This is a genomic window from Breznakia pachnodae, from assembly GCF_030814225.1.
GTDB classification, from domain to species: Bacteria; Bacillota_I; Bacilli_A; order Erysipelotrichales; family Erysipelotrichaceae; genus Breznakia; species Breznakia pachnodae.
Window position 1 is genome coordinate 225,486 of the sequence record NZ_JAUSUR010000004.1, and the last position, 22,768, is coordinate 248,253.

A 22,768-nucleotide genomic window follows, 5' to 3' on the forward strand; every position below is an offset into this window, starting at 1 on the left:
AATCAGGACTGCCATCACAGCAGTCCTGACATTTGCTTTTATACTTAGTTTACAACTGCAGATTCTGCTTGGGTTTGAGCATCTTTCAATGTTGAATCAATATCTGCTCCACCTAAGATTGATTGCACTGCTTCTGCAACAACTGCTTCGATTGCATATGTGTGTAATCCATAGTTAACACCCTTAACTTCTCCAGACCACTCTGATAACATTTTTAATGTTGGTTGTCCATTATAGAATTCATTTTCTGCTTCATAACTTTCTGTATTCTTAGCTTCTTTTAATGTACTAACTACTCCAATATCCGTTGCTAATGTATCCATTAATTCAGGACTTGATGCAAATGTATCTTTCATAAATGCTTTTGCAGTATCTACATTATCATTGTTGATAATATACCATCCAGAACCACCAATACTTGAGTAATTTACTGAATCAGCATTTGCTTCCATTCTTGGTATTTGTGTAACTGCCCATTTTCCAGATAAGTCATCTGCTGCTGTAATTGAACTTGAAATCCAACATCCAGTAGGAACTGTAGCTACATCTCCTTGTTGGAATGCTGAAACAAATGAATCCCAATCAGATACTTGTTTTACGATTCCAGCATCAATCATGTCTTTGTATATTTTTATACCATCTTTTAAAGCCTGGTTATTTTCAATATTAACTGTTTCTCCATCTTCTTCCATGTACCATGCACCTGCTGATTGCATCATAATACGAAGTTGTCCAACATCACTTGGATCTAATGTAAGCATATCTTTACCAGTCTTTTCTTTTACTGCTTTACCGATTTCAATATATTTTTCCCAAGTTAAGTTTTCCATATCTTCCATCGTATATCCAGCTTCTTCAATGTAATCTGTACGGTAGAATAATCCTGCTACACCTGAATCAAATGGTACACCATAGATTTTGTCATCAACTTTGTTGATAGCAAATTTATATTCATCAAATGCTTCTTCGTCTACAATATCTCCTACTTCAGCAAAACTATCTTCATATGCTGTTAAGAAGTTTTGAATACGGTAATCTTCAATCAATACAATGTCAGGTAAACCATCAATTTTTCCTGATGATAGACTTGTATGTAATTTTTGTACGATGTCATCCTGACTCATCGTAACGATTTCGATTTCAACATCTGGATCAATGTCTTTGTACATTGATGCTGCTTCTTTCATTGCAGCGATATTAAATGTTTCATCCCATGCCCAAACTGTAATCTTGTTACTCTTTTCAGCTGTTTCGTCTTTATCGCCTCCACCACAAGCTACTAATCCTAGTGCCATGAATGTTACAAGAAAGACTTTCAATAATCTTTTCATTCTCATTATCCTCCCGTTTCGTTATTTAATGAGTGCCTTTTGGCTTTCTAAATCAAATAAGTGAATCTTATTAGCATCAATTGCGATTTTTTCTTTATCACCGCTATGAATACCAAAGCGTGCATTGGTTCTTACAACCATGTCTTTTCCCTGGTATTGAAAATAAAGATTCATTTCCGATCCTGTCATTTCCACAAGATCAACTTCTATTTCTACTACACTATCTGGATACAAATCTGATACTGTTTTCTCAACATGGAAATCTTCAGGTCGAACCCCCATTGCCACAGTTTTACCAACAAAACCTTCTAGTGAATCAATTGGGGTTTTTCCTTCTGGAATTGGAAAGCGAATTCCATTAAAAGAAACATAGTATTTATCTTCTTCCTTTTCTAAAGTTACATCAAACATATTCATCTCTGGTGAACCGATAAACCCTGCAACAAACATATTCGCTGGATGTGCATATAAGTTTTGAGGAGTATCAATCTGTTGGATGACTCCATCTTTCATAACTACAATCCGGTCTGCCATCGTCATTGCTTCGGTCTGATCATGTGTTACATATACAAATGTTGTACCTAACTTCTGATGAAGTTTTGATATCTGTGTACGCATTCCAGTTCTTAGTTTTGCATCTAAGTTTGATAATGGTTCATCTAATAAGAATACGGATGGATTACGTACCATCGCTCTTCCTAATGCAACACGTTGGCGTTGACCACCAGACAATGCTTTCGGTTTTCTTTTTAGATAATCCTTTAGGTCAAGCATTTCTGCTGCCCATTGAACTTTTTCATCAATTTCTTCTTTATCTACTTTTCGCTGCATTAATCCAAATGCCATATTTTTATAAACATTCATATGTGGATATAATGCATAGTTTTGGAAAACCATTGCGATATCTCGATCTTTAGGAGCTACATCATTACATAAGCGATCTCCAATGTGAAGTTCTCCATCTGTAATTTCTTCCAGTCCTGCTATCATTCGTAAGGTAGTTGATTTACCACACCCTGATGGTCCAACCAGTACCATAAATTCTTTATCACGAATTTCTAAATCAAGATCTTCAATGGCAACTACACCACCTTCATATTCTTTTTTTATGCCTGTTAATGTAATGCTTGCCATTTAACAGCCTCCTTTTTATTCAAATAAACATAACTTTTTATTAGCGTAATGATCATTTACAACCACACTATAATCACTAATGAAAGCGCTGTCAACGATTTAAAGGTAGCTTCAAAAAGAATTACCAAAGTTCTAAAATTTTTACCATTTTCAGTTTTCAAACCATAAATTATTCTTATTCTATCTAAAATTTTTTCTATTTTATCATTTTCATTTTTTGATATAATACATCTTAAATAAAATCGTATTCTTTCAGGTTTACCCTATTCACTTTGATATGAAATTTAGGTCTCATACATTTTACACTGAAAACTAAATACTGATTTTATCGTAAAAGAAGGCTCAATTATTGGGCCTTCTTTTGTAGTACAGGTAATTTAATCGTAATGATGGTTCCCTGATGAAGAATACTGGATACTTCTACCCCATAATCATCTCCATATAATAACTTAATACGATTATTTACATTTTTAATACCTAAACCTGAAAGTCCTTTTTTCATAGTATGGTCGCTTTCAAGTAATAACTGTAATTTTTCTTTTTCAATTCCTTTTCCATTATCAATAATTTCAATTACCAGATAATCTTTTTTGATTCTGGCAAAGATATTAATCGTTGCATGTTCCTGATCTGGGAATGCATGAAAGAATGCATTTTCCACAAATGGCTGCATTAACATCTTTACGATTTCTAACTCCTTACACTCTTCACTGATATGGTAAGATACTGATACTTTATCATTGTAACGAATATTCTGAATCATAACATAATTCTTCAGGTTGTCGATTTCTGATTGTACTGTACTGTACTCTTCATCACTTCCCAATGTATTACGTAACAGCTCAATAAAGGCATCCATTGCCTGTATTGCCTGTTCATTTTTATTCTGCCACATCAAGAATTTAATTGATGTCAGCGTATTGTATACGAAGTGAGGATTGATCTGCATCTGCAGTGCATGAATCTCTGATAGTTTCTTTTCTGATTCTAACTTCACTACATTATCAACATAGTTATTAAGTCCATCCAGCATATAGTTAAAAGCATCTGCCAGTTCCATAATTTCTCCAGAACTGTCGACTTCAATCTGATTATCAAAATCCCCTTCAATAATTTCAGGAATATGATCTACGATTACATTTAAAGGTGTAAAGTATTTACGAAGTAATATTACAACAATCCCAATTAATAGAATTGAAATTGCAAGCGTAAAAATAAGTACAGGTGGCAAGAAATTAATTTCTGCCATCAGTGCTGATTCATCAATCATACTCATTAACTTGAATTCCATAAACGGAAAATCAGCTACTCTTACTGCATATTTGCTATTGCTGATATCGGCTTCAAACTGTTCCTCATTTTCATAATCCACTAGTAAATTACTGATTTCATTATTTTGGGTTCCTTCATATTCTGCATTATTGGTAGATACAATTTTTCCATTTGCATCCACACAGTATACTTTATTGATTTTACTATCAATTAATGATTCATAATAAGAAGCAAATTCTTTTTCATTCATCATAATGATGGCAACACCGTATTCTTTCTTAGATGAATAATTACGAAGTACTTTTACTGCCATAATTATATCTGTATCTTTTGTATTTCCTGTAAATCCATTATCTGAATAATAATAAGTAATTTGGTCGGAGCGTGAAAGTGCATCCTGAATAATATCACTAGATAAAATCTCCTCTGCACTATCGGTACCCGATCCAGCACCTGGAGTATATTTTTTTCCATTGAAACCAACTAACATCAGATTGGAAGATACTTTCTGGTGAAGTATTCCATAATCTGACATCTGTTCCTTCATCTTATAAATAATCTGTCCTTCTTCTACTGAACTCAGATTATCTTCTGTGAAATAGTCTTCTACTGATTGACTATCCTGTGCCAGTGTAAGCACATTTACTACATCTACATGCAACTGGTAATATTCATCACTAACCTGATCCATAATTTTGTCATTAAAGTCTTTATAAGCATCTAAATAAACTTCTTCTGACATATTGATTACAAACAAAGAAACGGTCATTGTCGCAATGATAACCGCAATCCCTGCGGTAATACTAATCTGAATAAAGAAACGTTTATTGGTAATCATCTGCTTTAATTTATTCCACATGAATCATACCTCCACGTCGATAAACACTTGGAGTTACTCCTATTTGTTTTTTAAACACCTTGCAGAAATAACTGTGATCAGAAAAACCTACTTCATATCCAACCTCACTAATATTTGCTTTTCCTGAACGCAATAATTCTGCCGCTTTATTAATTCGTATCTTATTTAAATATTCATTAAATGATAAATCTGAACGCTCATTAAAATAAGCAGATAAGTAACTGTAACTAAAGTTAAACTCATTCGCAATTTTATTAAGAGTTAAGGGTTGTTTATAATTCAAATGAAGATACTTCACTATCTGATTCATAATATCTTCATTCTTTTCTAAATGATAATTATCAACTACTACACTTAAATCACTAATTACTTTTTTAAATTCTTTTTCTAACTGGGTTGCATCAATACTAGATTCCAGCGCACTTAACGCAGTTAGTTTAAACTCATGAATATAATCAGAATTTATATGATGTTCTTCCATCGTCGTTATGAAGGAATATAAGGAGTTTCCAATTAATGCTTTTAGCTCTCTAGGATTATTTTTCATCTCTAAAGCATGAGTTACAAACTCCTGCAACATCTCTAGTGCATCTTTTAACTGTAAACGATACAGTAAGTCATTATAAATATGAATATCAAATTTCTCTAATGAAGTAATTGTAACTTTTGTGCGTTCACAAATAATATCTCCTTTTTTTAAGTAAAATCTATTTTCAAAGGATTCCACAAGTTCTTCATAAATATTTTTTAATAGAAACTGTTCTTCAAACGCGCTACTCAATGATAGAATGCATTCTGACATTGAAGAAGGCATCATTGACAGCAGTTTCTCTTCCATATCAAATACTGTATCACTTGCAAACAATACCGCGTGTACTTCGTCAGAAAGACGTAATACGCAGTATTGATTATCTCCAGTTACTGATGATAGTTTCTGATTATAGAAAGATTCTAACTCTTCTTTATTGGATAATCCTTTGATATTAATTGCCAAGAGATAATAGTATGGATAGTTAAAGAACTCATCTTCCACTTTATCCATATTATCAAATCCTAAAAGAATCTGAGATAAGTAAGAAGATAATGGAGTTGCTTTTGATTCCATAAAATCTACTTTCTCAATGGTTGCTCTTACCTTCTGTAAGGATTCAAGCAATGTCACCTGATTCAAAGTTGGCTTTAAAATATAATCGGAAACTCCACTTAAAAACATTTGCTTAACATTATCAAAATCACCATAACTGCTCAATACAATAATCTTAATATCGGGATATAACTCTCTTACTTTTTTTGAAAGGACAATTCCATCTACTTCTGGCATAACAATATCACACAAGATAATATGAGGTCGTTCTTTCTCTATAATCTCCAGTGCTTCTCTGCCGTTTGCAGCTTCACCAATAATTGTAAAACCGTTTTTTTCCCAATCTAAAAAGTGTACAATTCCTTGTCGAATAATGTACTCATCATCCACGATCAAAATTTTACAGATTTCTATGTTCATAATGTGATCCCCTATTCCTCTTCATTATACCAAACCCATTTACTACAATTCAAAACTTTCCAACTGATTTATAGCTATTCTGACAAAGTTCTTAAAATATTTCTATAAATCTAAAATTATTCATATTGACTATAAGCAGGTATCTTTCATAAGATGTCAGTAGGAGGTACTTTTATGCCTATTAACTATCATGAAGAAAGTAAAACCTTTCACCTTTACAACAATCAAATCAGTTATATATTTAAAATTTTAGAGAACAATCAACTTGGACAATTATACTTTGGAAAGAGAATTGAAAATAGCGAATCTTATGATTATCTTTTAGAAGTCATTCGTCGTCCAATGGCAGCATATAAAAACTTAGGAGAATCTTTATTCTCAATGGAACACATCAAACAGGAATATCCAGTTTATGGAAGTGGAGATACCAGATTACCTGCAATTGAAATTGAACAGGAGAATGGAAGTAAACTATCAAACTTTGAATATAAATCACATACAATTACGCAAGGAAAGAAAGATATCAAACATCTTCCACATACCTATGCAACAGATAGTGAAAGTACTTCATTGTCCATTGAATGTACAGATACAGTAACAGATGTAACGCTTTATCTGAATTACACTATTTTTGATGATTATCCTGCAATTGCAAGAAGTGTCAAAGTAGTCAATCATGGCAACCAAAACCTAAAGTTAAATCAGGCTATGAGTATGTCTCTTGATTTGCCGGATAAGGATTATAAAATGATGATGTTTACTGGTGCATGGTCAAGGGAACGATTCCCTTCTTGTCAGCCATTACATTATGGAATACAGGCAATTGAATCAATACGAGGCAATTCCTCACATCAGTTCAATCCATTCTTTATACTAAAACGACCTGATTGTAATGAACATCATGGAGATGCATTTGGTTTCCATATTTTGTATAGTGGAAACTTTTTAGCACAAATTGAAGTAGATACTTATGACGTCAGTAGAATTACTTATGGAATTCATCCACATACGTTTCAGTGGAATTTACAACCCAAGGCTGAATTCCAAACTCCTGAGGCAGTTATGTTTTTTAGTGATACAGGATTAAATGGTTTATCACAAAGCATTCATTCCCTGTTCAACAAGCATTTAGTAAAAGGACTATACAAGGAGAAAGTCCGACCAATCCTTATTAATAACTGGGAAGCTACTTATTGGGATTTCAAAGAAGATAAACTACTGGAAATTGCCAGTAAAGCAAAAGAGCTGGGAATAGAATTATTTGTGCTAGATGATGGTTGGTTTGGAAAACGTGATCATGATTTAGCTGGACTTGGTGACTGGTATACCAATCTAAAGAAGTTGCCTGATGGCCTTGATGGGTTATCGAAAAAAATTCATGCAATGGGTTTACAGTTTGGTATATGGATTGAACCAGAAATGGTCAACAAGGATTCTGACTTATATCGTAACCATCCTGAGTGGGTGTTACAAACTCCAGAACGAACATTACATCATAGTCGTAACCAATATGTATTAGACTTTTCAAATCCTGAAGTTATTGATTATATCTTTGATATGTTAGTTAAGGCATTTGATCATGCAAATATTGATTACATCAAATGGGATATGAACCGAAGTATGTCAGATGTATACTCTAACTATTATCCAAACAACCAACAAGAAGAAATAACTCATCGCTATATATTGGGTGTTTACGACTTGTATGAGCGATTAATCAAACGTTACCCAAACATCTTGTTTGAGTCTTGTGCGAGCGGAGGCGGTCGCTATGATGCTGGTATGCTTGCTTATGCACCACAGTGCTGGACTAGTGATAATACGGATGGAGTAGAGCGAATTAAGATTCAATATGGAACCTCTTATGGATATCCAATTTCTTCTATGGGTGCTCATGTATCTGCAATTCCTAATCATCAGATGCACCGTAAGACTCCATTATCATTACGTGCAAACATTGCCTATTTTGGAACATTTGGCTATGAGTTAGACCTTGCACAACTATCAGATTATGAAATTGAAGAAATGAAACAACAGATTATCTTCATGAAAGAATACCGTGAAGTAATTCAGTTTGGTAAGTACTATCGTTTACTATCTCCATTCGCTGGTAATGAAAGTGCATGGATGGTGGTATCTCAAGATCAAGAGACGGCAATCGTATGTTACTCAAGAATCTTGCAGGAAGTAAATACACACTATCGTCGTTTACATTTACATGGTTTGAATCCACAACTTCAATATGAAATTCAACATGACTCATACACTCATTATGGAAGTGAACTAATGAATGCTGGGCTAGTAATCAGTGATGAATCTTCTGGTGAAATACAGGGAGTTCCTAATGAATCAACTGGTGATTATCAATCAAGACTTTACATTTTAAGAAAATGATTTCTACGAAATCATATTAAATACAAAGATTTAATACCAGGCACCTTTCTTGAAGCCCTGTAAGATATATCTTCTCTTTACCCTTCCTCATACTTCGAGGTGGTACGATAAAGAAATAGATATATCTTTTTTGTATGTACTTTGATGGAATTCCATCTATAACACCGACCAATCATCTTCCACTAGTGATTGCATTAATATTATAGTTCCATCTATTATTTTCTTAGTATATTTATATTCTAATCTGCAAAACTCATTCCTCTTCTTGCAATTACATAACTTGCTGCTAGATGAGTACTGAGTCCTTTTGATTGCTGATATTTCTCTTTGCCTATCTTACTTGTATAAGCTGGATTTACTCTTTCTACTGCAACTGCTTCTTTGTATGCTCTTGATTCAATTGTTTCTACTATTTTCATATAGGCAAAATTACTCAACACTTCATTTACTCGTTTTTTATTGTATTTCATTTGTTGCTTTTTATGAGTAAAGTTTAAGTTCTCAATAATCAATGTCTTTTGATGTTGTTTGCAAATATTAATCACTTCTTTACTCACTTCTCGTAATATCCATAATCTTTGATTACTTGTTTTTCGTTTTAATCTGTAATTGATTTTTCTAGTATTTATGATATTTCCATGCTTATTAGTTACTGTAAGTGCAATATGATCTACATTGATATCAATACCTACTACTCCATCTTCTTTTGTAGTGGTTGTTTCTTTTTCTGGTAGTTCTAATACTGCTTTGATAATAAAGTAATTTCTATGGTGTTCTAATACATAGCAGATTGCTTTTCCTGGTGTATTATGTTTTAACTTCACTTTCTCTTCTAGTAGTTCTTTTTGATAATGAAACTGAATTGGTAAGTAGATGGTTTCTTTGATTCCTCGATACATCATGGTATTACTATCTAGTTCATATTTGAATAAGTTATTACCATATTTACCCTGCCTTCTTCCTTGGATGACCATTTGCTTATTCCGTTGATGTAGATAGTCTTCTCTCCACTTTTGATGATTATTGATATACTCTTCTTTTGTATATTGGGCTTTGAATAGTCTACTACTTCCAAAACAGATTTGCTTTGGATGTTTCTTGTAGTTAGCTATTTCTTGTTTCTTTCTTTTCATCTTCCACAGCAACATCTTCAATCGATGGTTCAAGCATTTCATCATTACTTTGATATATAGCTCTTCAAATAAATACAGATTCATTTCTATTCCGTCAACTATGACTGTATTATGTTTGGTATATGAAAACCCACATCCCTTAAAGATATGTAAGTTTTCGTTCTTCCCTTGTGAGATTGCAATTAGACTATTGTGCACTTTCTTGAACTGCAGATATTGTTTTTCGACTTTCTTATACTTATTTTGAATATTCTTATGTTCTCTAGTTACTCGCTTTTCATGAAACTTTTGAGTTTGAATACTTGTCTTTATTTTTGCTTTGACATCACTTATCACACTAAGTGGCATATAGTCACTAGTTCCATATCTTGCTTTTAGTTTCTTTTGAAATCCTTTTCCCATTTTCACATTATAAAAAGTATCATCATAACATCTGCGATAGGTATAACGATACATTCGACTATATACTTTTAAATCATGATGGATACAATTCACTTGAGATTCACTTAAATCCTTTAGATAGAATCGTTGACTTTGAGAGATAGTTTTTGGCATAAGTATTACTCCTTTTTATTGGTTTATAATATTATGTCAACGATTCAATTGTAGTTCTTTATTGTTTATAGTTTACCATGATAATTTTACTATTAAAAGTCTTGTATTTTTATAATTATTCATTATCGAATCATTAATATATCTATTTAATCTTTTATCTTTTAGAGAACTTTCCTAGTTAATAAAATAGGTGCATTTTCTTTGATAATTTAAAACAATTTATTTTTGTACTTCCTATACGTAATAAACAAAATGATTGCTATTACAGCTTGAACAGCAAAGCGTAACCAAGATTCTTTTGGAAAGATAAGAAACATATTGAAAAGAAGTGCCAATCCTTCCAACCACAAAATAATTGGAAGTTTTCCTCTCTCATTTTGCGCATAAATAAAAGGAAGAATGAAAATTGCAGCCATCAATACAATTACAGATGGGTAATGAGAATAATTAATGTGGAAAAAGACACTAGCAAATGCTTGTATAAGAACTGTCGCTACAGCTAATGTACCACTTGTTATAGTAACCCTTTTCCATGACATATAGTTGTGTTTTTCACGCCCTATAAAGTTATCTTTATCATCTTCCATAACATTACCTCTGTATTAATTTATATCTTATAATTATATTATAATATTATTCGCTATTATTGTAAATAAAAAAGATTATGATCATAAGACCATAACCTAATTACTATTTGCTTGTACTTCCAAATCCACCATTACGGACTTCAGTTGCATCATCATCAACTGTAATTCCATACTCAATAAAGATACCTTGCATAAAACCATCGTGTTTCTTTAACTCAATCGTTTTATCTTCATTTGTATCATTGGTGATTTTCGCGAAGATATGACCTTCATTATCAGAGAAATAATAATCTGAATCAATGATTCCAACTGTATTATTTAACTGTAAACGATATTTAAACCCTAATCCACTTCTTGGATATAACTTTAATACCCAGTTTTCTTCCATCTTAGCACGAATACCTGTAGGTATCTTTGCTGTTTCATTTGGTTTTAATACTAAGTCATAAGGCACAAAGAAATCATATCCTGCACTTCCTTGGGTTGCGCGTTTTGGTAATTTGATTTCGTCATACATTGCCTGCACTGTATCATCTTCCATATCTTCAAATGCTTTTTTAAATTCCTCAAAACTTACTTTATAAAACTGTGCTATCTTTTTCATTCAATCTCCTATCCGTTATACAACACGATCTGATCTAATTTTCTGCTTGCTGGTACATCGATTACTTTTTGATTACTACTTCCAACCCAGTGAATACTTGGGCTAAGTTGTTCTTCAATAAATTTACCATCGATTAATACATCTACATACGCAAGTAAATCCAAGTCGGATATGTCGTCATATTCATATCCAGTATACACCCAAATCGTTTTATTTGGATAGGTTTCTTTTAATTCTTTCAGTAATTTTTCTACACCTTCACGATTCGCAGGATGAAGTGGATCCCCTCCACTTAAGGTTACGCCATCAATATAATCATATGACAAAGATTCAAATAATTCTTCTTTCGCTGCATCGTCAAACTCCAGTCCTCCCTGTAAACTCCAGGTAACTGGGTTATGACAACCTTTGCAGGCATGGGCACAACCTGCCAACCATAAAACACTGCGCAGACCTTTCCCATTCAGCATGTCATCTTTTGTTATATTGTGATAACGCATTACATAGATTTCCTTTCCTTGATTTCTGCCATTTTCGCATCATTCAAGCGAGTATCACCTTTTACTCTTGAATAAGAAAGGTAACCATTCATACGATCGATTTTTGTAAGGTTAGAACTTCCACATTTTGGACATACATCCATTTCTAATTCTTCATGACCACAATCATCACAATAAGATAATGAAAGGTTAACACCTTCATAGAATCCCATATCCATAGCACGACGTACTAAGGTTTTGATTGCATCTACATTATATCCAATTGGATATTTTACGTATTGGATCTTACCACCATTTGATAAGTCCCAGAAACGTTTTTCTAAGTTTTGTTTTTGGATTGGTGTAATTTCTTCACTAACATGACAGTGGAAACTGTTACTTACATATTCACGGTCACTAACATTTTCAATTACTCCATATTTCTTTCTGAACTGTTGTACCTGTAATCCACACAAGTTTTCTGCAGGAGTTCCATAGATTGCATACAGACGTCCATCTTTTTCTTTGAACTCATTTACTTTTTGGTTAATGTATTCTAATGTCTTAATCGCAAACTCACCATCTTCCACAAGTGATTTCTTGTTGTGAAGTTCTTGCAGTTCATTTAATGCAGTGATTCCAAAAGAAGCAGTTGCACTGTCTAACAATGGTTTAATCTTGTCATGTAAGCCAAGATTACCACCAGCGAATCCACCTTCACAATATGCAAGTGGGTTTACACTTGCTTTCATTTCACCTAAGTAATCATATGTACGTAAGTGTAAGTTACGGATTAATTCCATATAGTAATCTAATACTTCATGGAAATCACGACTTTCGTGTTGTGCTTTCGCATAAATCATTGGTAAATGTAATGAAATAGCTCCAATGTTGAAACGTCCAACATAGAATGGAGAATCATTTTCATCTGCTGGTTTTAAACCACCACGACGATAGTATGGAGACAGGAATGCACGACATCCCATTGGTGAGATAATTTCTCCATATTGTTTATAGATATCAGAAACATATCCTTCACCAGTTAAACTTAACCAGTCTGGGTACATTGTTTTTGCAGAACATTCAATTCCTGCTTCAAATACATCTTCTAAAGGTTTTCCTTCACCATGAAGGTTTTTATCATAACAGAACACAATCTTAGGGAATAATACTGGTTTCTTATGACCTTTCTTCCCTTGTCCTTCTTTTCTTACATTCAACATTTGAATGTTTGCCATCTTTTCAAAGCGACTCGTTCCAGTACCAATTGATACTGTAATAAATGGATAGTCTCCACGACTACTAGATACTGAGTTAAACTTGTATTCCCAACCTTGGAATCCTTGTTTAAAGTCTCTTTCAACATCACTCATCGCAATTTCTTCTGCTTTCGCTTGGTCTAATCCCATATTTACATATTTATCTACATAAATTTTAAATGATTTTTCCGCATATGGTTTTAAAATCAAATCCACATTAGGCACAGTAAAACCACCATACTGTTGAGAGGCGGCACTCAATACAATATCACCAATAACATCAAATGCTACATCCAATGTTTTTGGTTCATTATACCAAAGATTACCCATTTCAAAACCACCACTTAGTACATTTTCCACATCGAAAAGACAACAGTTCATTGTATCACGACGAGCACTCATATCATGGATATAAATATACCCTTCACGAGCTGCCTGCAACTCTTCTGTCGTTAAAAAGAACTTCTTATATAGTTCTTTGTTTAACTCATTGAAAATAAGACTTCTCTTCGTTGAAACAAGCGCACTATCTGTGTTTGAATTTTCTTTATCCCCGATATACATAATACTTTGACTCTTCTTATATACTTCATCCAGCATATGTACAAAGTCACTCTTATAGTTACGATAATCTCGGTAACTCTTTGCTACTGAAGGGTTTGTCATCTCCAAAGCTGCTTCTACAATATTATGCATTTCCGCAATCGTTATACAATCATCATCCAACGCTTCTACTTTTGTTTCTACATCTTGACAAATACGATCAATTTCATCACTTTTAAACGAATACAACGTACGAAACGCTGATTTATTAATCGCTACTACTACCTTATCAATGTTAAATTTTTCTAGTGTATTATCTTTTTTCACTATCTTCATGTCATCTAATCTCATACAAAAAAACCTCCGCATTCCTCATCTATACATTTTGAAAGATTATGTTACTATTATACTCATTTTCAAATGAGTTTGATATAGAGAAACCTGAAAACTTCACCTCTTTTTTTCATACATTTTCATACTTTTTTCATAGTGTTCATTTTAATCAATGTTCATCGTGGTTTTATGTTATACTACTAATTGTTGGAGAAAAATATTATGAAAAAAAGAACAAAAATTATTATTGGCGTTATTGTTTCACTTTTGATTGTCTGTATCGTTGGACTTGGGTTTATTGGTAACTATTTTTATGACCTTGCATTAAATCCAGATACTGACAAAAGTATGGTGTTTAATAATGAAGATACAGAGAACGAAGAAAGCTTTGAAGTGGAAGATAACTTCTTTACTGATACCGAATACAAAGATCGTACTATTACAAATGATGATTTAAAACTACATGCCTATGACTTTAACCAGGACAGTGATACTTATGTAATCGCTGTACATGGATATATGGGAGAAGCCTTACAGATGGGAATCAGTGCAGATCATTTCTATAATATGGGATACAACGTATTAGTTCCCGATTTACGAGGCCATGGTCAATCCGAAGGTGATTACATTGGAATGGGTTGGGATGATCGTCTTGATATCGTTGCCTGGATTGATAGTCTGCTGGAAGAAAACAAAGACTACAATATTATTCTATATGGAGTAAGTATGGGTGCTGCTACCGTTATGAATACAACGGGTGAAGAACTTCCGGACAATGTGAAACTGGCAATTGAAGATTGTGGATATACCAGTACTTGGGATATCTTCTCCTACCAATTAGATTCACTCTTCTCACTACCTGCAACTCCATTTATGGATGCTGCAAATGTAGTAACTGGAATTCGTGCTGGATACAATCTAAAGGATGGTCCTATTGATCAGGTAGTGAAATCAAAAACACCTACTCTGTTCATTCATGGCGATGCGGATACCTTTGTACCCTTCTCAATGTTGGATGAAGTATATGAAGCTTGTTCAGCACCAAAAGAAAAACTAGTCATTAAAGGTGCTGGACATGGACAATCTCACTTAGTAGATAGCGAAACGTACTGGACTACCATTGACACATTTGTAAAGAAGTACCTATAGCCACTTAACGTGGCTTTTTTTGTCCTCTTACCGAAAGAAAATTACCACTTGGCGAAATTAACTAGTATAAATTCTTCAAATTTATATAATAGAGAAGTCAAAAAAACTAATTGTATTCTATACAAAATAGGGGTATAATCGTTTGTATTAACACATTAAGACAAATAATACTTGACATATGATATTATACGTTATATAGTATCAATTGTAATGGAGGAGAAAGTATATGTTAAAACTAGAGAAGATCAGGAAAAGTTATAAAACTGGGGACTTTGTACAAGATGCATTAAAATCAGTTTCATTATCATTTCGTAAAAATGAATTCGTAGCAATTCTTGGTCAAAGTGGTAGTGGAAAAACAACAATGTTAAATATTGTTGGTGGATTAGATCGATACGATAGTGGAGATTTAATTATTAATAATAAGAGTACAAAAAACTTTAAAGATAAGGATTGGGATGCTTATCGTAATAACTGTATTGGATTTGTATTCCAAAGTTATAATTTAATTTCTCATATTTCAGTGCTGGCTAACATTGAAATGGGTATGACTTTAAGTGGTGTTGGTTCTTCAACAAGAAAAGCCAAAGCACTAGAAGTATTAGAAAGAGTTGGGTTAAAAGAGCATGCTCATAAAAAACCTAGTCAATTATCTGGTGGTCAGATGCAACGTGTTGCAATTGCTCGTGCATTAGCAAATGATCCAGATATCATCTTAGCCGATGAACCTACTGGAGCATTGGATAGTGAAACTAGTGTTCAAATCATGGAATTGATTCAAGAGATTGCAAAAGATAAATTAGTTATTATGGTTACACATAACCCTGAGTTAGCAGATACTTATGCAAATCGTATTATTAACTTAAAAGACGGTAATGTAGTAGATGACTCAAATCCAATTAAGGATAATGAAGATGATAAAACAAACTTCAATATTCGTAAAACAGCAATGAGTTATCTAACAGCACTTAAATTATCATTTAATAACATTAGAACGAAAAAAGGAAGAACGATTCTTACTTCATTCGCTTCAAGTATTGGGATTATTGGTATTGCCTTAATTCTTGCATTATCAAATGGATTCCAAATGCAGATTGATGCATTTGAACAAGATTCATTGTCACAGATGCCAATTACAATTTCTCAACAGGCAATGCAGTTAGATTCAGACACAATGTCATCAATGAGTGGCAGCAGTGATAATGAAAAATATCCGACTGCAAAAGATGTCATCGTACAGGAAGATATGATGGAATCAATGATGCATACAAATAAGATTACAGATGATTATATTGAGTATATTGAAAAGTTAGATCAAAAGTATGTAGCTGGAATTGCCTATCAAAAAACAACAGTAATGAACATTGTGACTCACAGTGAGAAAAATGGATATAGCCAAATTGACTTTTCTAGTCAATTTGACCAATGGACATTACTGCCTACCCCACCAGAAGACAGTACAGATAATGGAATCGTAAATAAACTATACGATACATTAGCAGGTGAAGTAGATGAAACAAAACCTGGAATTGTATTACAGGTAGATAGCAGTAACCAAGTATCTTCTGCAGCATTAAAACAACTTGGATTTGATGTTGAAGGTGATGAAAAGATTTCATTTGAAGATATTATGAACAAAGAAGTAAAAGTAGTATTAAATGATGACTACTATACACAAGTTGGTGATTACTTCATGATGAACAATAACTATGAAGTAATGTATAACAGTGACAATACAATCACTTTAAAAGTTCAGGCAATCATTCGTGGTAAGGAAGATAAGGAAATGATCACAAATGGTAGTGGACTTGCTTACACAAGTGCTATTGTTGATGAAATCATCAGCAAGAACGAAAACTCGGCAATCGTTAAGGCTCAAGAAGGAAAAGACTACAATGTTCTTAGTGGACAACCATTTGATACTGCTGAAGGTAGTACAAATACAAAAGAAACAATGATGGGTTACCTAGGTGCGCAGTCAACTCCTGTAGCAGTATATGTTTACCCAAGAGATTTTGATTCTAAAGATAAAGTAGTTGAATATTTAGATGCTTATAACGAGGGTAAAGATGCTGATGACACCGTTCAATATACAGATATGGCTGCAATGATTTCATCCCTATCAGGTGATATTATGAGTGCAATTACAATTGTATTAATTGCCTTCTCAGCAATCTCATTAGTTGTATCTTCAATTATGATTGGTATTATTACTTATATCTCAGTACTAGAAAGAACAAAAGAAATTGGTATCTTACGTGCTCTTGGAGCGAGAAAGAAAGATATTACCCGCGTATTCAATGCAGAAACATTTATCATTGGATTGTGTTCTGGATTAATTGGTATTGGTATTGCTCAGCTACTTACAATTCCTGCAAACTCAATTATCGAAAGTATGTCAGGTCTTGCAAATGTAGCACAACTGAATCCAATTCATGCACTTATCTTGATTGCAATCAGTATGATTCTTACATTGATTGGTGGATTTATCCCAGCAAAACTTGCTGCTAAGAAAGATCCAGTAGAAGCATTAAGAAGTGAATAGTATTACAACAAATAAATAAACGAAAAGATAAGGTTCTTAATGAGTCTTATCTTTTTTATGCAAATATAAAGTTCAACTTTATATTTGCATAAACTATGTGTTAATAAGTTGGATTCACATATTGACTTATTACTGAAATGGATTTACAATTAGGCTATCGAACGTTAGCCTAATTAAGAAAGGTATAATCAATATGAAAGTAACAATCATTCACGGACAAACACATCATGGTAGTACCTACCATTTAACTCATACATTAGTAAGTAAATTAAACTGCAGTAAAGAAGATATTAGTGAATTTACGGTTAATGATATTTCCTATTGTGTAGGATGCTTTCAGTGTATCTTTAAAGATGAACATCTCTGTCCACATCGCAAACAACTAAATCCAATCATTACAGCTTTAGAAAATGCTGATGTAATTATTATGGATTCTCCCAACTATGTAATGGGCATGAGTGGTCAGCTGAAAGCCTTCTTTGATCACTTAGCATATCGATGGATGAGCCATCGTCCTGATGGAGAAATGAAAAAGAAAATAGCTGTTGCGGTTTCAACAACCGCTAGTATGGGTGCAAAGACTGTAACTAAACAGATTGCTACTCAATTTCGATGGTGGGCAGTAGGTCAAATCTATCAGTTACCCTTTACTGTTGCTGCAGCATCCTGGGATGATGTAAGTGGTAAAATAAGAAATAAGATAGATATAAAAACGGATAAACTGGCAAGTAAAATTAATAAGCTGTCTGGTAATGTGAGATTTAATCTTAAGGGTAGACTCATATTTTTTATGAACCAAAACATTCAACGTGGATTAGGGTATAATCCTGTTGATGTTGAGTGGTGGGAAAAGCATGGATGGATCAAAAAGAAAAAAAGCCAAACTTAATGGCTTTCATCACTTTCTAAATAATCGATAATATCTCCAGCATTTTTATCTGGACTTGCTTTCTTATATACTTTCTCTACAATACCCTGTTCATCAATCACAAAGGTTGAACGACTAACTCCCATATACTTTTTACCATACATATTCTTTTCAACCCAAACACCATATGCTTCAATTGCTTGTAAATCTTCATCAGATAAAATTAAATAATTTAAATCAAATTGATCTGCAAACTTCTGATGTGACTTAGGTGAATCTTTACTGATTCCAATAATAACAACATTCTTATCATTGAATCGATTCATGTTATCACGAAATGCACAAGCTTGTTTAGTACATCCAGGTGTATTATCTTTAGGGTAAAAGTATAATACTACCTTCTTTCCTTTAAAGTCTTTTAATGCATGCATCTTTCCATCTTTATCAGGTAAATTAAATTCTGGTGCTTTTTGTCCTACTTCAATCATCTTTCATTCCTCCTAGTTTTCTACTGCGTTATGTTTAATAAACGTTCCATTATCTAATTCATCAAATGCTCGTTCCAACTCTTCTTGCGTATTGGTAACAATTGGTCCACCCCATACAATTGGCTCCTGTAGTGGTTTACCTGCAAAGAATAAGAATCTTGCATCTTCTTTTGCCGTTACTTCTATACTCTCACCTTCACCAAACAATACTGCTGTTTTCTCTGGAATAGCATCACCATCCACAACTACACCATTTACAATTGTGAAGATAAATACATTATCTTCTTTTCTTGTATCCAACGTAATACTCTTTCCTGCTGATAATTCAATATCATAAATATAAGCATCTACATGTTTTGGTTCTACACCATGATAATCTTTATACTTTCCAGATACCACGTGTACAACTGCTCCATCCTCTTCCACAGTCGCAATATCCTTGTCCGTGATATCCATATAGGTTGGATTCGACATCTTATCACTCTTTGGTAAGTTGATCCATAACTGTAGTCCTAACAAATGTTCACTTGGTTGTGGCATCTCTTGGTGAAGAATCCCACTTCCTGCACTCATCCACTGACTTTCACCACCATGAATCGTTCCTTTATTTCCTAGACTATCCTGGTGTTCAATTTCACCCTTAATAAGATAGGTAAAGGTTTCAATTCCACGATGTGGATGCATTGGAAATCCTTTAATATAATCTGCAGAATTCTTTGAATCAAAAGAATCTAACATTAGAAATGGATCAAAGTCTCTTACATCGTAGTAACCTAATACTCTTACCAGATGTACTCCTGCCCCATCAATTGCTCGTTTCCCTTGTACTAATTTTCTAATCTTACGTTTACTCATATTGACAACCTCTTTCCTTAACCTCTTTAATGATAGCGTTGAATAGAAAGTGTTGCAATTATTACGCTCAAAGAAAAAACTTCCGATTGGAAGTTTAAACTTTATCACATTTAGCACAGTGCCCATAAATTGTAATATCATGATGGGTTGCTCTAAAATTATTTTGATTTTGTACATTTTGAATAATACCTTCAAACTGACATTTAATTTTAAATTTACGATGACAAGAAGTACATATCATATAGTGATGATGTTCCTTACCATTCAAATAATAATGAGCCGTATTATCAATCATACTTTTACTGACAAGACCGTCTTTAAAGAATACATCTAATGTACGATAAATTGTAGATAAATCAATATTCTTATCTTTCAGTTCCTGATAGATGCTTTCTGCACTCCATAAATTATCATTGTCTTTTTCAAAAAGATTTAATATCTCTTTACGATGTTTGGTAAGTCTCATTTTAATTCCTCCTCAACACCAGCTTCACAATATAAGCCAGTGCTAAAATAATTGTAAACAATACAACGATTGTTGATCCTGTTGGATATCCCAAATGATAAGATGCAACAATTCCAAAGAAAATCGTCACAATCGATACGATCACACCAACCGTAAGGGTCTTTTTAAAACTTACACTTACTTGTGATGATATTAACGCAGGAAATACTGTGAATGCAGATATTAATAAGGTACCTACTGTACGTACTCCGATTACTACAAATAGTGCAGTAACTGCACTTAAACTATAACGTAATACTTTAGTTTTAATTTTAGAAAACTTCGCAAAATCTAAATCAAAGGTCATTGATACTAATGAACGATAATTTAGAAATACAAAGGCAATTACCACAACTACCAATGCCACTGCAAAGATAACTTCAGTTGTGGTAACGGTTAAGATACTACCAACTAATAATGATTCAATTGAACGATTGAATCCACTTCCCAGTGTCGCAATAATAAGACCTATCGCTAATGAGAAGGAAGATACTACACTAATCGCAGCATCATTATTTAAATCTGCTTTATCACTTAATGCAGTAACCACAAAGGATGCCAATACTACAAATGGAATCGCAAAGTAGAGTGGTTGATCACCTACTAAGAATCCCAGAATAATACCTGTGAATGCAACATGTGACATCCCATCCGCAATCATTGCCTGATTATTTAGAATTAAAAATGGACTTAAGAATGCTGCTGCAATTGCCAGTGCCATTCCCAAAATCAAAGCATTCATCATAAACGTCTGGCTAAAAATATTAAACATGAATTTCACCTTCCTTTATGAAGTTGTGATATTCACTGATACTTCCATAGAATTTTATTTCCTGATCTATAAACATTACTTTTTTCTCTGGTTGATTCACATCATGCAAATCATGAGTTACATAGATAATAGTAGTTCCTTGTTTGTGCAATTCATCAATAAAATGATTAAAGTAATTACGAAACTTTGGATCTAGTGCACTTGTTGGTTCATCTAGAATCAGAACTTCTGGTTCACTGATTAATGCACGAATTAAGAATACCCGCTGTTGCTGTCCACCCGATAATACCCCAATTGGTTTATTCATAAGGTGAGCAATCTGCATCTTTTCTAACCAAGTATTTATTTTTCCTTGTGCTTCTTTTTCAATCACAAACTTTTGCTTTTTTAATCCACTGTAAATTACTTCTTCTACCGTAATTGGAAATGCTTTTTTACTGTTTAGTTTTTGTGGTAAGTAACCAACACTAGCATTCTCAATTTTATAAACTCCAGTCGTTGGATTCTGTAAACCTGTAAGTAAGCGAATCAGTGTGGTTTTCCCACTTCCATTTGGACCTACGATATACAAGTATTCTCCTTGGTCTAAAGTAAACGAAATATTCTTTAGAGCATTATAATCTCCAAAGGTTACAGCTACATCTTCAACCTTAATTACCCAAGGCTTGTTTGATGTTGTCGATGTTTTGTCGTAATAAGTCTGCATACGTAATCCCTTCCTCACTTTGTTCTTTTGAAATATTATGGTAACTGTGCAATTCAAGAATTGTCAGTTCATAATTCTTTTCTTTCAAAGATGATTGTATTTGTTTCGCTACTCTTGGTTCTACTAATTCTTCGGTAAACAGATAATGACTTCCACTGGATTCAATTTCATTTGTCAGGGTTTCTATCTGTTGCGCTGTTAAATCAGCATCTGGACGATATTCATCAGAAAGTGATGTAATCGTTAGATGATAACGTTCTGCAAATGCATCCATCGCACTATGTCCTGAGAAATAAATTGTTGGATCAGTTAATGAATGTGTATATTCATTAAACTCTTCATGTAAAGCTTCTATCTCATCAATATAAGCTTCTGCTCTTTCTTCATAGTATTCTTTATTATCTGGATCTATTGATGTTAAACGTTCCTCCGTTGCTTCAATTAACTGTATATACGTTGTAGGATCACTCCAGAAGTGCAAACTTGCATGATCATGTTCATCTTCTTCCACTTCTTCATCTTCATGCTCGTGTTCTTCTAACGTGTAACTCTTTGATAGATTTAAGGCATTGTCATTTTCTGAGCTGCTTTCTACCCATGATTCTAGATCTACACTTAAGTAAATAAACAAATCTGCTTCATTTACTGCAGTCATATTCTTTGCGGTTGGTTCAAAGTCATGTAGTTCACTTCCCCATGGAAGAATATTATCTACAGTCGCTTTATCCCCTGCAACCTGTGTTGCAATATCATACCCAATAAATGAGGTTGTTACAATCGATACCTTATCATCAGATGCTTTACTGCTATCACTACTATTTGAACAAGCCACCAGCATAAGTGCCATGGCAAAAACGATAATTTTTTTCATATTCCTTCTCCTTGTTTTGCAA

The 22,768-nt window shown here is 33.4% G+C and carries 19 protein-coding genes; 4 read left to right on the top strand and 15 right to left on the bottom strand.

The window, feature by feature from the left end; all coding sequences use genetic code 11:
• Nucleotides 1–44 precede the first annotated feature (44 nt).
• From J2S15_RS12190 to J2S15_RS12205, 4 genes are all read right to left on the bottom strand, one after another.
• On the bottom strand, nucleotides 45–1,331 hold the full coding sequence (locus J2S15_RS12190; RefSeq protein WP_307408691.1) for an ABC transporter substrate-binding protein: 1,287 nt from the start codon (nucleotides 1,329–1,331) through the stop codon (nucleotides 45–47).
• Nucleotides 1,332–1,352: 21 nt separating this feature from the next.
• Complete coding sequence (locus J2S15_RS12195; protein ID WP_307408694.1) at nucleotides 1,353–2,465, bottom strand: ABC transporter ATP-binding protein; 1,113 nt, start codon at nucleotides 2,463–2,465, stop codon at nucleotides 1,353–1,355.
• A 346-nt stretch (nucleotides 2,466–2,811) separates the two neighbouring features.
• A complete protein-coding gene (locus J2S15_RS12200) occupies nucleotides 2,812–4,596 on the bottom strand; it encodes a sensor histidine kinase (RefSeq protein ID WP_307408696.1) in 1,785 nt (594 codons plus the stop codon).
• Entirely contained in the window at nucleotides 4,586–6,100 is a 1,515-nt protein-coding gene (locus J2S15_RS12205; protein ID WP_307408698.1) for a response regulator transcription factor, read from the bottom strand. Before J2S15_RS12205 ends, J2S15_RS12200 begins: the two co-directional genes overlap by 11 nt.
• Nucleotides 6,101–6,274: 174 nt before the next feature.
• On the opposite strand from J2S15_RS12205, the gene J2S15_RS12210 reads away from it, so the two are divergent.
• Complete coding sequence (locus J2S15_RS12210; protein ID WP_307408700.1) at nucleotides 6,275–8,494, top strand: alpha-galactosidase; 2,220 nt, start codon at nucleotides 6,275–6,277, stop codon at nucleotides 8,492–8,494.
• 239 nt (nucleotides 8,495–8,733) lie between these two features.
• Here the strand turns inward: J2S15_RS12210 and J2S15_RS12215 are convergent, their stop codons facing one another.
• The 5 genes from J2S15_RS12215 to nrdD all read right to left on the bottom strand — a co-directional run bounded on the left by J2S15_RS12215 (nucleotide 8,734) and on the right by nrdD (nucleotide 14,005).
• A complete protein-coding gene (locus tag J2S15_RS12215; RefSeq protein ID WP_307408702.1) occupies nucleotides 8,734–10,182 on the bottom strand; it encodes an IS200/IS605 family accessory protein TnpB-related protein in 1,449 nt (482 codons plus the stop codon).
• Nucleotides 10,183–10,391: 209 nt separating this feature from the next.
• Nucleotides 10,392–10,769 (bottom strand): hypothetical protein, encoded by a 378-nt coding sequence (locus J2S15_RS12220; RefSeq protein ID WP_307408704.1) that lies wholly within the window; start codon nucleotides 10,767–10,769, stop codon nucleotides 10,392–10,394.
• A gap of 103 nt (nucleotides 10,770–10,872) precedes the next feature.
• Nucleotides 10,873–11,373, bottom strand: a complete 501-nt coding sequence (locus J2S15_RS12225) for a dCTP deaminase/dUTPase family protein (RefSeq protein ID WP_307408707.1) — start codon at nucleotides 11,371–11,373, stop codon at nucleotides 10,873–10,875.
• An 8-nt stretch (nucleotides 11,374–11,381) separates the two neighbouring features.
• On the bottom strand, nucleotides 11,382–11,873 hold the full coding sequence (gene nrdG / locus J2S15_RS12230; protein ID WP_307408709.1) for an anaerobic ribonucleoside-triphosphate reductase activating protein: 492 nt from the start codon (nucleotides 11,871–11,873) through the stop codon (nucleotides 11,382–11,384).
• Complete coding sequence (gene nrdD, locus J2S15_RS12235; protein WP_307408711.1) at nucleotides 11,873–14,005, bottom strand: anaerobic ribonucleoside-triphosphate reductase; 2,133 nt, start codon at nucleotides 14,003–14,005, stop codon at nucleotides 11,873–11,875. Before nrdD ends, nrdG begins: the two co-directional genes overlap by 1 nt.
• Before the next feature lie 204 nt (nucleotides 14,006–14,209).
• On the opposite strand from nrdD, the gene J2S15_RS12240 reads away from it, so the two are divergent.
• The 3 genes from J2S15_RS12240 (at nucleotide 14,210) to J2S15_RS12250 (ending at nucleotide 18,570) form a co-directional block, all read left to right on the top strand.
• Nucleotides 14,210–15,136, top strand: coding sequence for an alpha/beta hydrolase (locus tag J2S15_RS12240; RefSeq protein WP_307408714.1), 927 nt, complete (start codon nucleotides 14,210–14,212; stop codon nucleotides 15,134–15,136).
• 226 nt (nucleotides 15,137–15,362) lie between these two features.
• Nucleotides 15,363–17,681 carry an ABC transporter ATP-binding protein/permease gene (locus tag J2S15_RS12245; RefSeq protein WP_307408716.1) on the top strand — a complete coding sequence of 773 codons (2,319 nt, stop codon included), beginning with the start codon at nucleotides 15,363–15,365 and terminating at the stop codon, nucleotides 17,679–17,681.
• A gap of 193 nt (nucleotides 17,682–17,874) precedes the next feature.
• Nucleotides 17,875–18,570, top strand: coding sequence for a flavodoxin family protein (locus tag J2S15_RS12250; protein WP_307408718.1), 696 nt, complete (start codon nucleotides 17,875–17,877; stop codon nucleotides 18,568–18,570).
• On the opposite strand, the gene bcp is transcribed toward J2S15_RS12250, so the two are convergent.
• The 6 genes from bcp to J2S15_RS12280 form a co-directional block, all read right to left on the bottom strand.
• The gene (bcp, locus tag J2S15_RS12255) at nucleotides 18,567–19,037 is read right to left on the bottom strand and encodes a thioredoxin-dependent thiol peroxidase (RefSeq protein ID WP_307408720.1); all 471 of its coding nucleotides are present in this window, start codon (nucleotides 19,035–19,037) and stop codon (nucleotides 18,567–18,569) included. The genes J2S15_RS12250 and bcp overlap by 4 nt on opposite strands.
• A gap of 12 nt (nucleotides 19,038–19,049) precedes the next feature.
• Nucleotides 19,050–19,892, bottom strand: a complete 843-nt coding sequence (locus tag J2S15_RS12260; protein WP_307408722.1) for a pirin family protein — start codon at nucleotides 19,890–19,892, stop codon at nucleotides 19,050–19,052.
• A gap of 94 nt (nucleotides 19,893–19,986) precedes the next feature.
• Nucleotides 19,987–20,358, bottom strand: coding sequence for a Fur family transcriptional regulator (locus J2S15_RS12265; RefSeq protein WP_307408724.1), 372 nt, complete (start codon nucleotides 20,356–20,358; stop codon nucleotides 19,987–19,989).
• A 1-nt stretch (nucleotide 20,359) separates the two neighbouring features.
• A complete protein-coding gene (locus J2S15_RS12270) occupies nucleotides 20,360–21,169 on the bottom strand; it encodes a metal ABC transporter permease (RefSeq protein ID WP_307408726.1) in 810 nt (269 codons plus the stop codon).
• On the bottom strand, nucleotides 21,162–21,875 hold the full coding sequence (locus tag J2S15_RS12275; protein WP_307408728.1) for a metal ABC transporter ATP-binding protein: 714 nt from the start codon (nucleotides 21,873–21,875) through the stop codon (nucleotides 21,162–21,164). Before J2S15_RS12275 ends, J2S15_RS12270 begins: the two co-directional genes overlap by 8 nt.
• Entirely contained in the window at nucleotides 21,820–22,746 is a 927-nt protein-coding gene (locus J2S15_RS12280) for a metal ABC transporter substrate-binding protein (RefSeq protein WP_307408730.1), read from the bottom strand. The genes J2S15_RS12275 and J2S15_RS12280 overlap by 56 nt, the downstream gene beginning before the upstream one ends.
• Nucleotides 22,747–22,768: the final 22 nt, after the last annotated feature.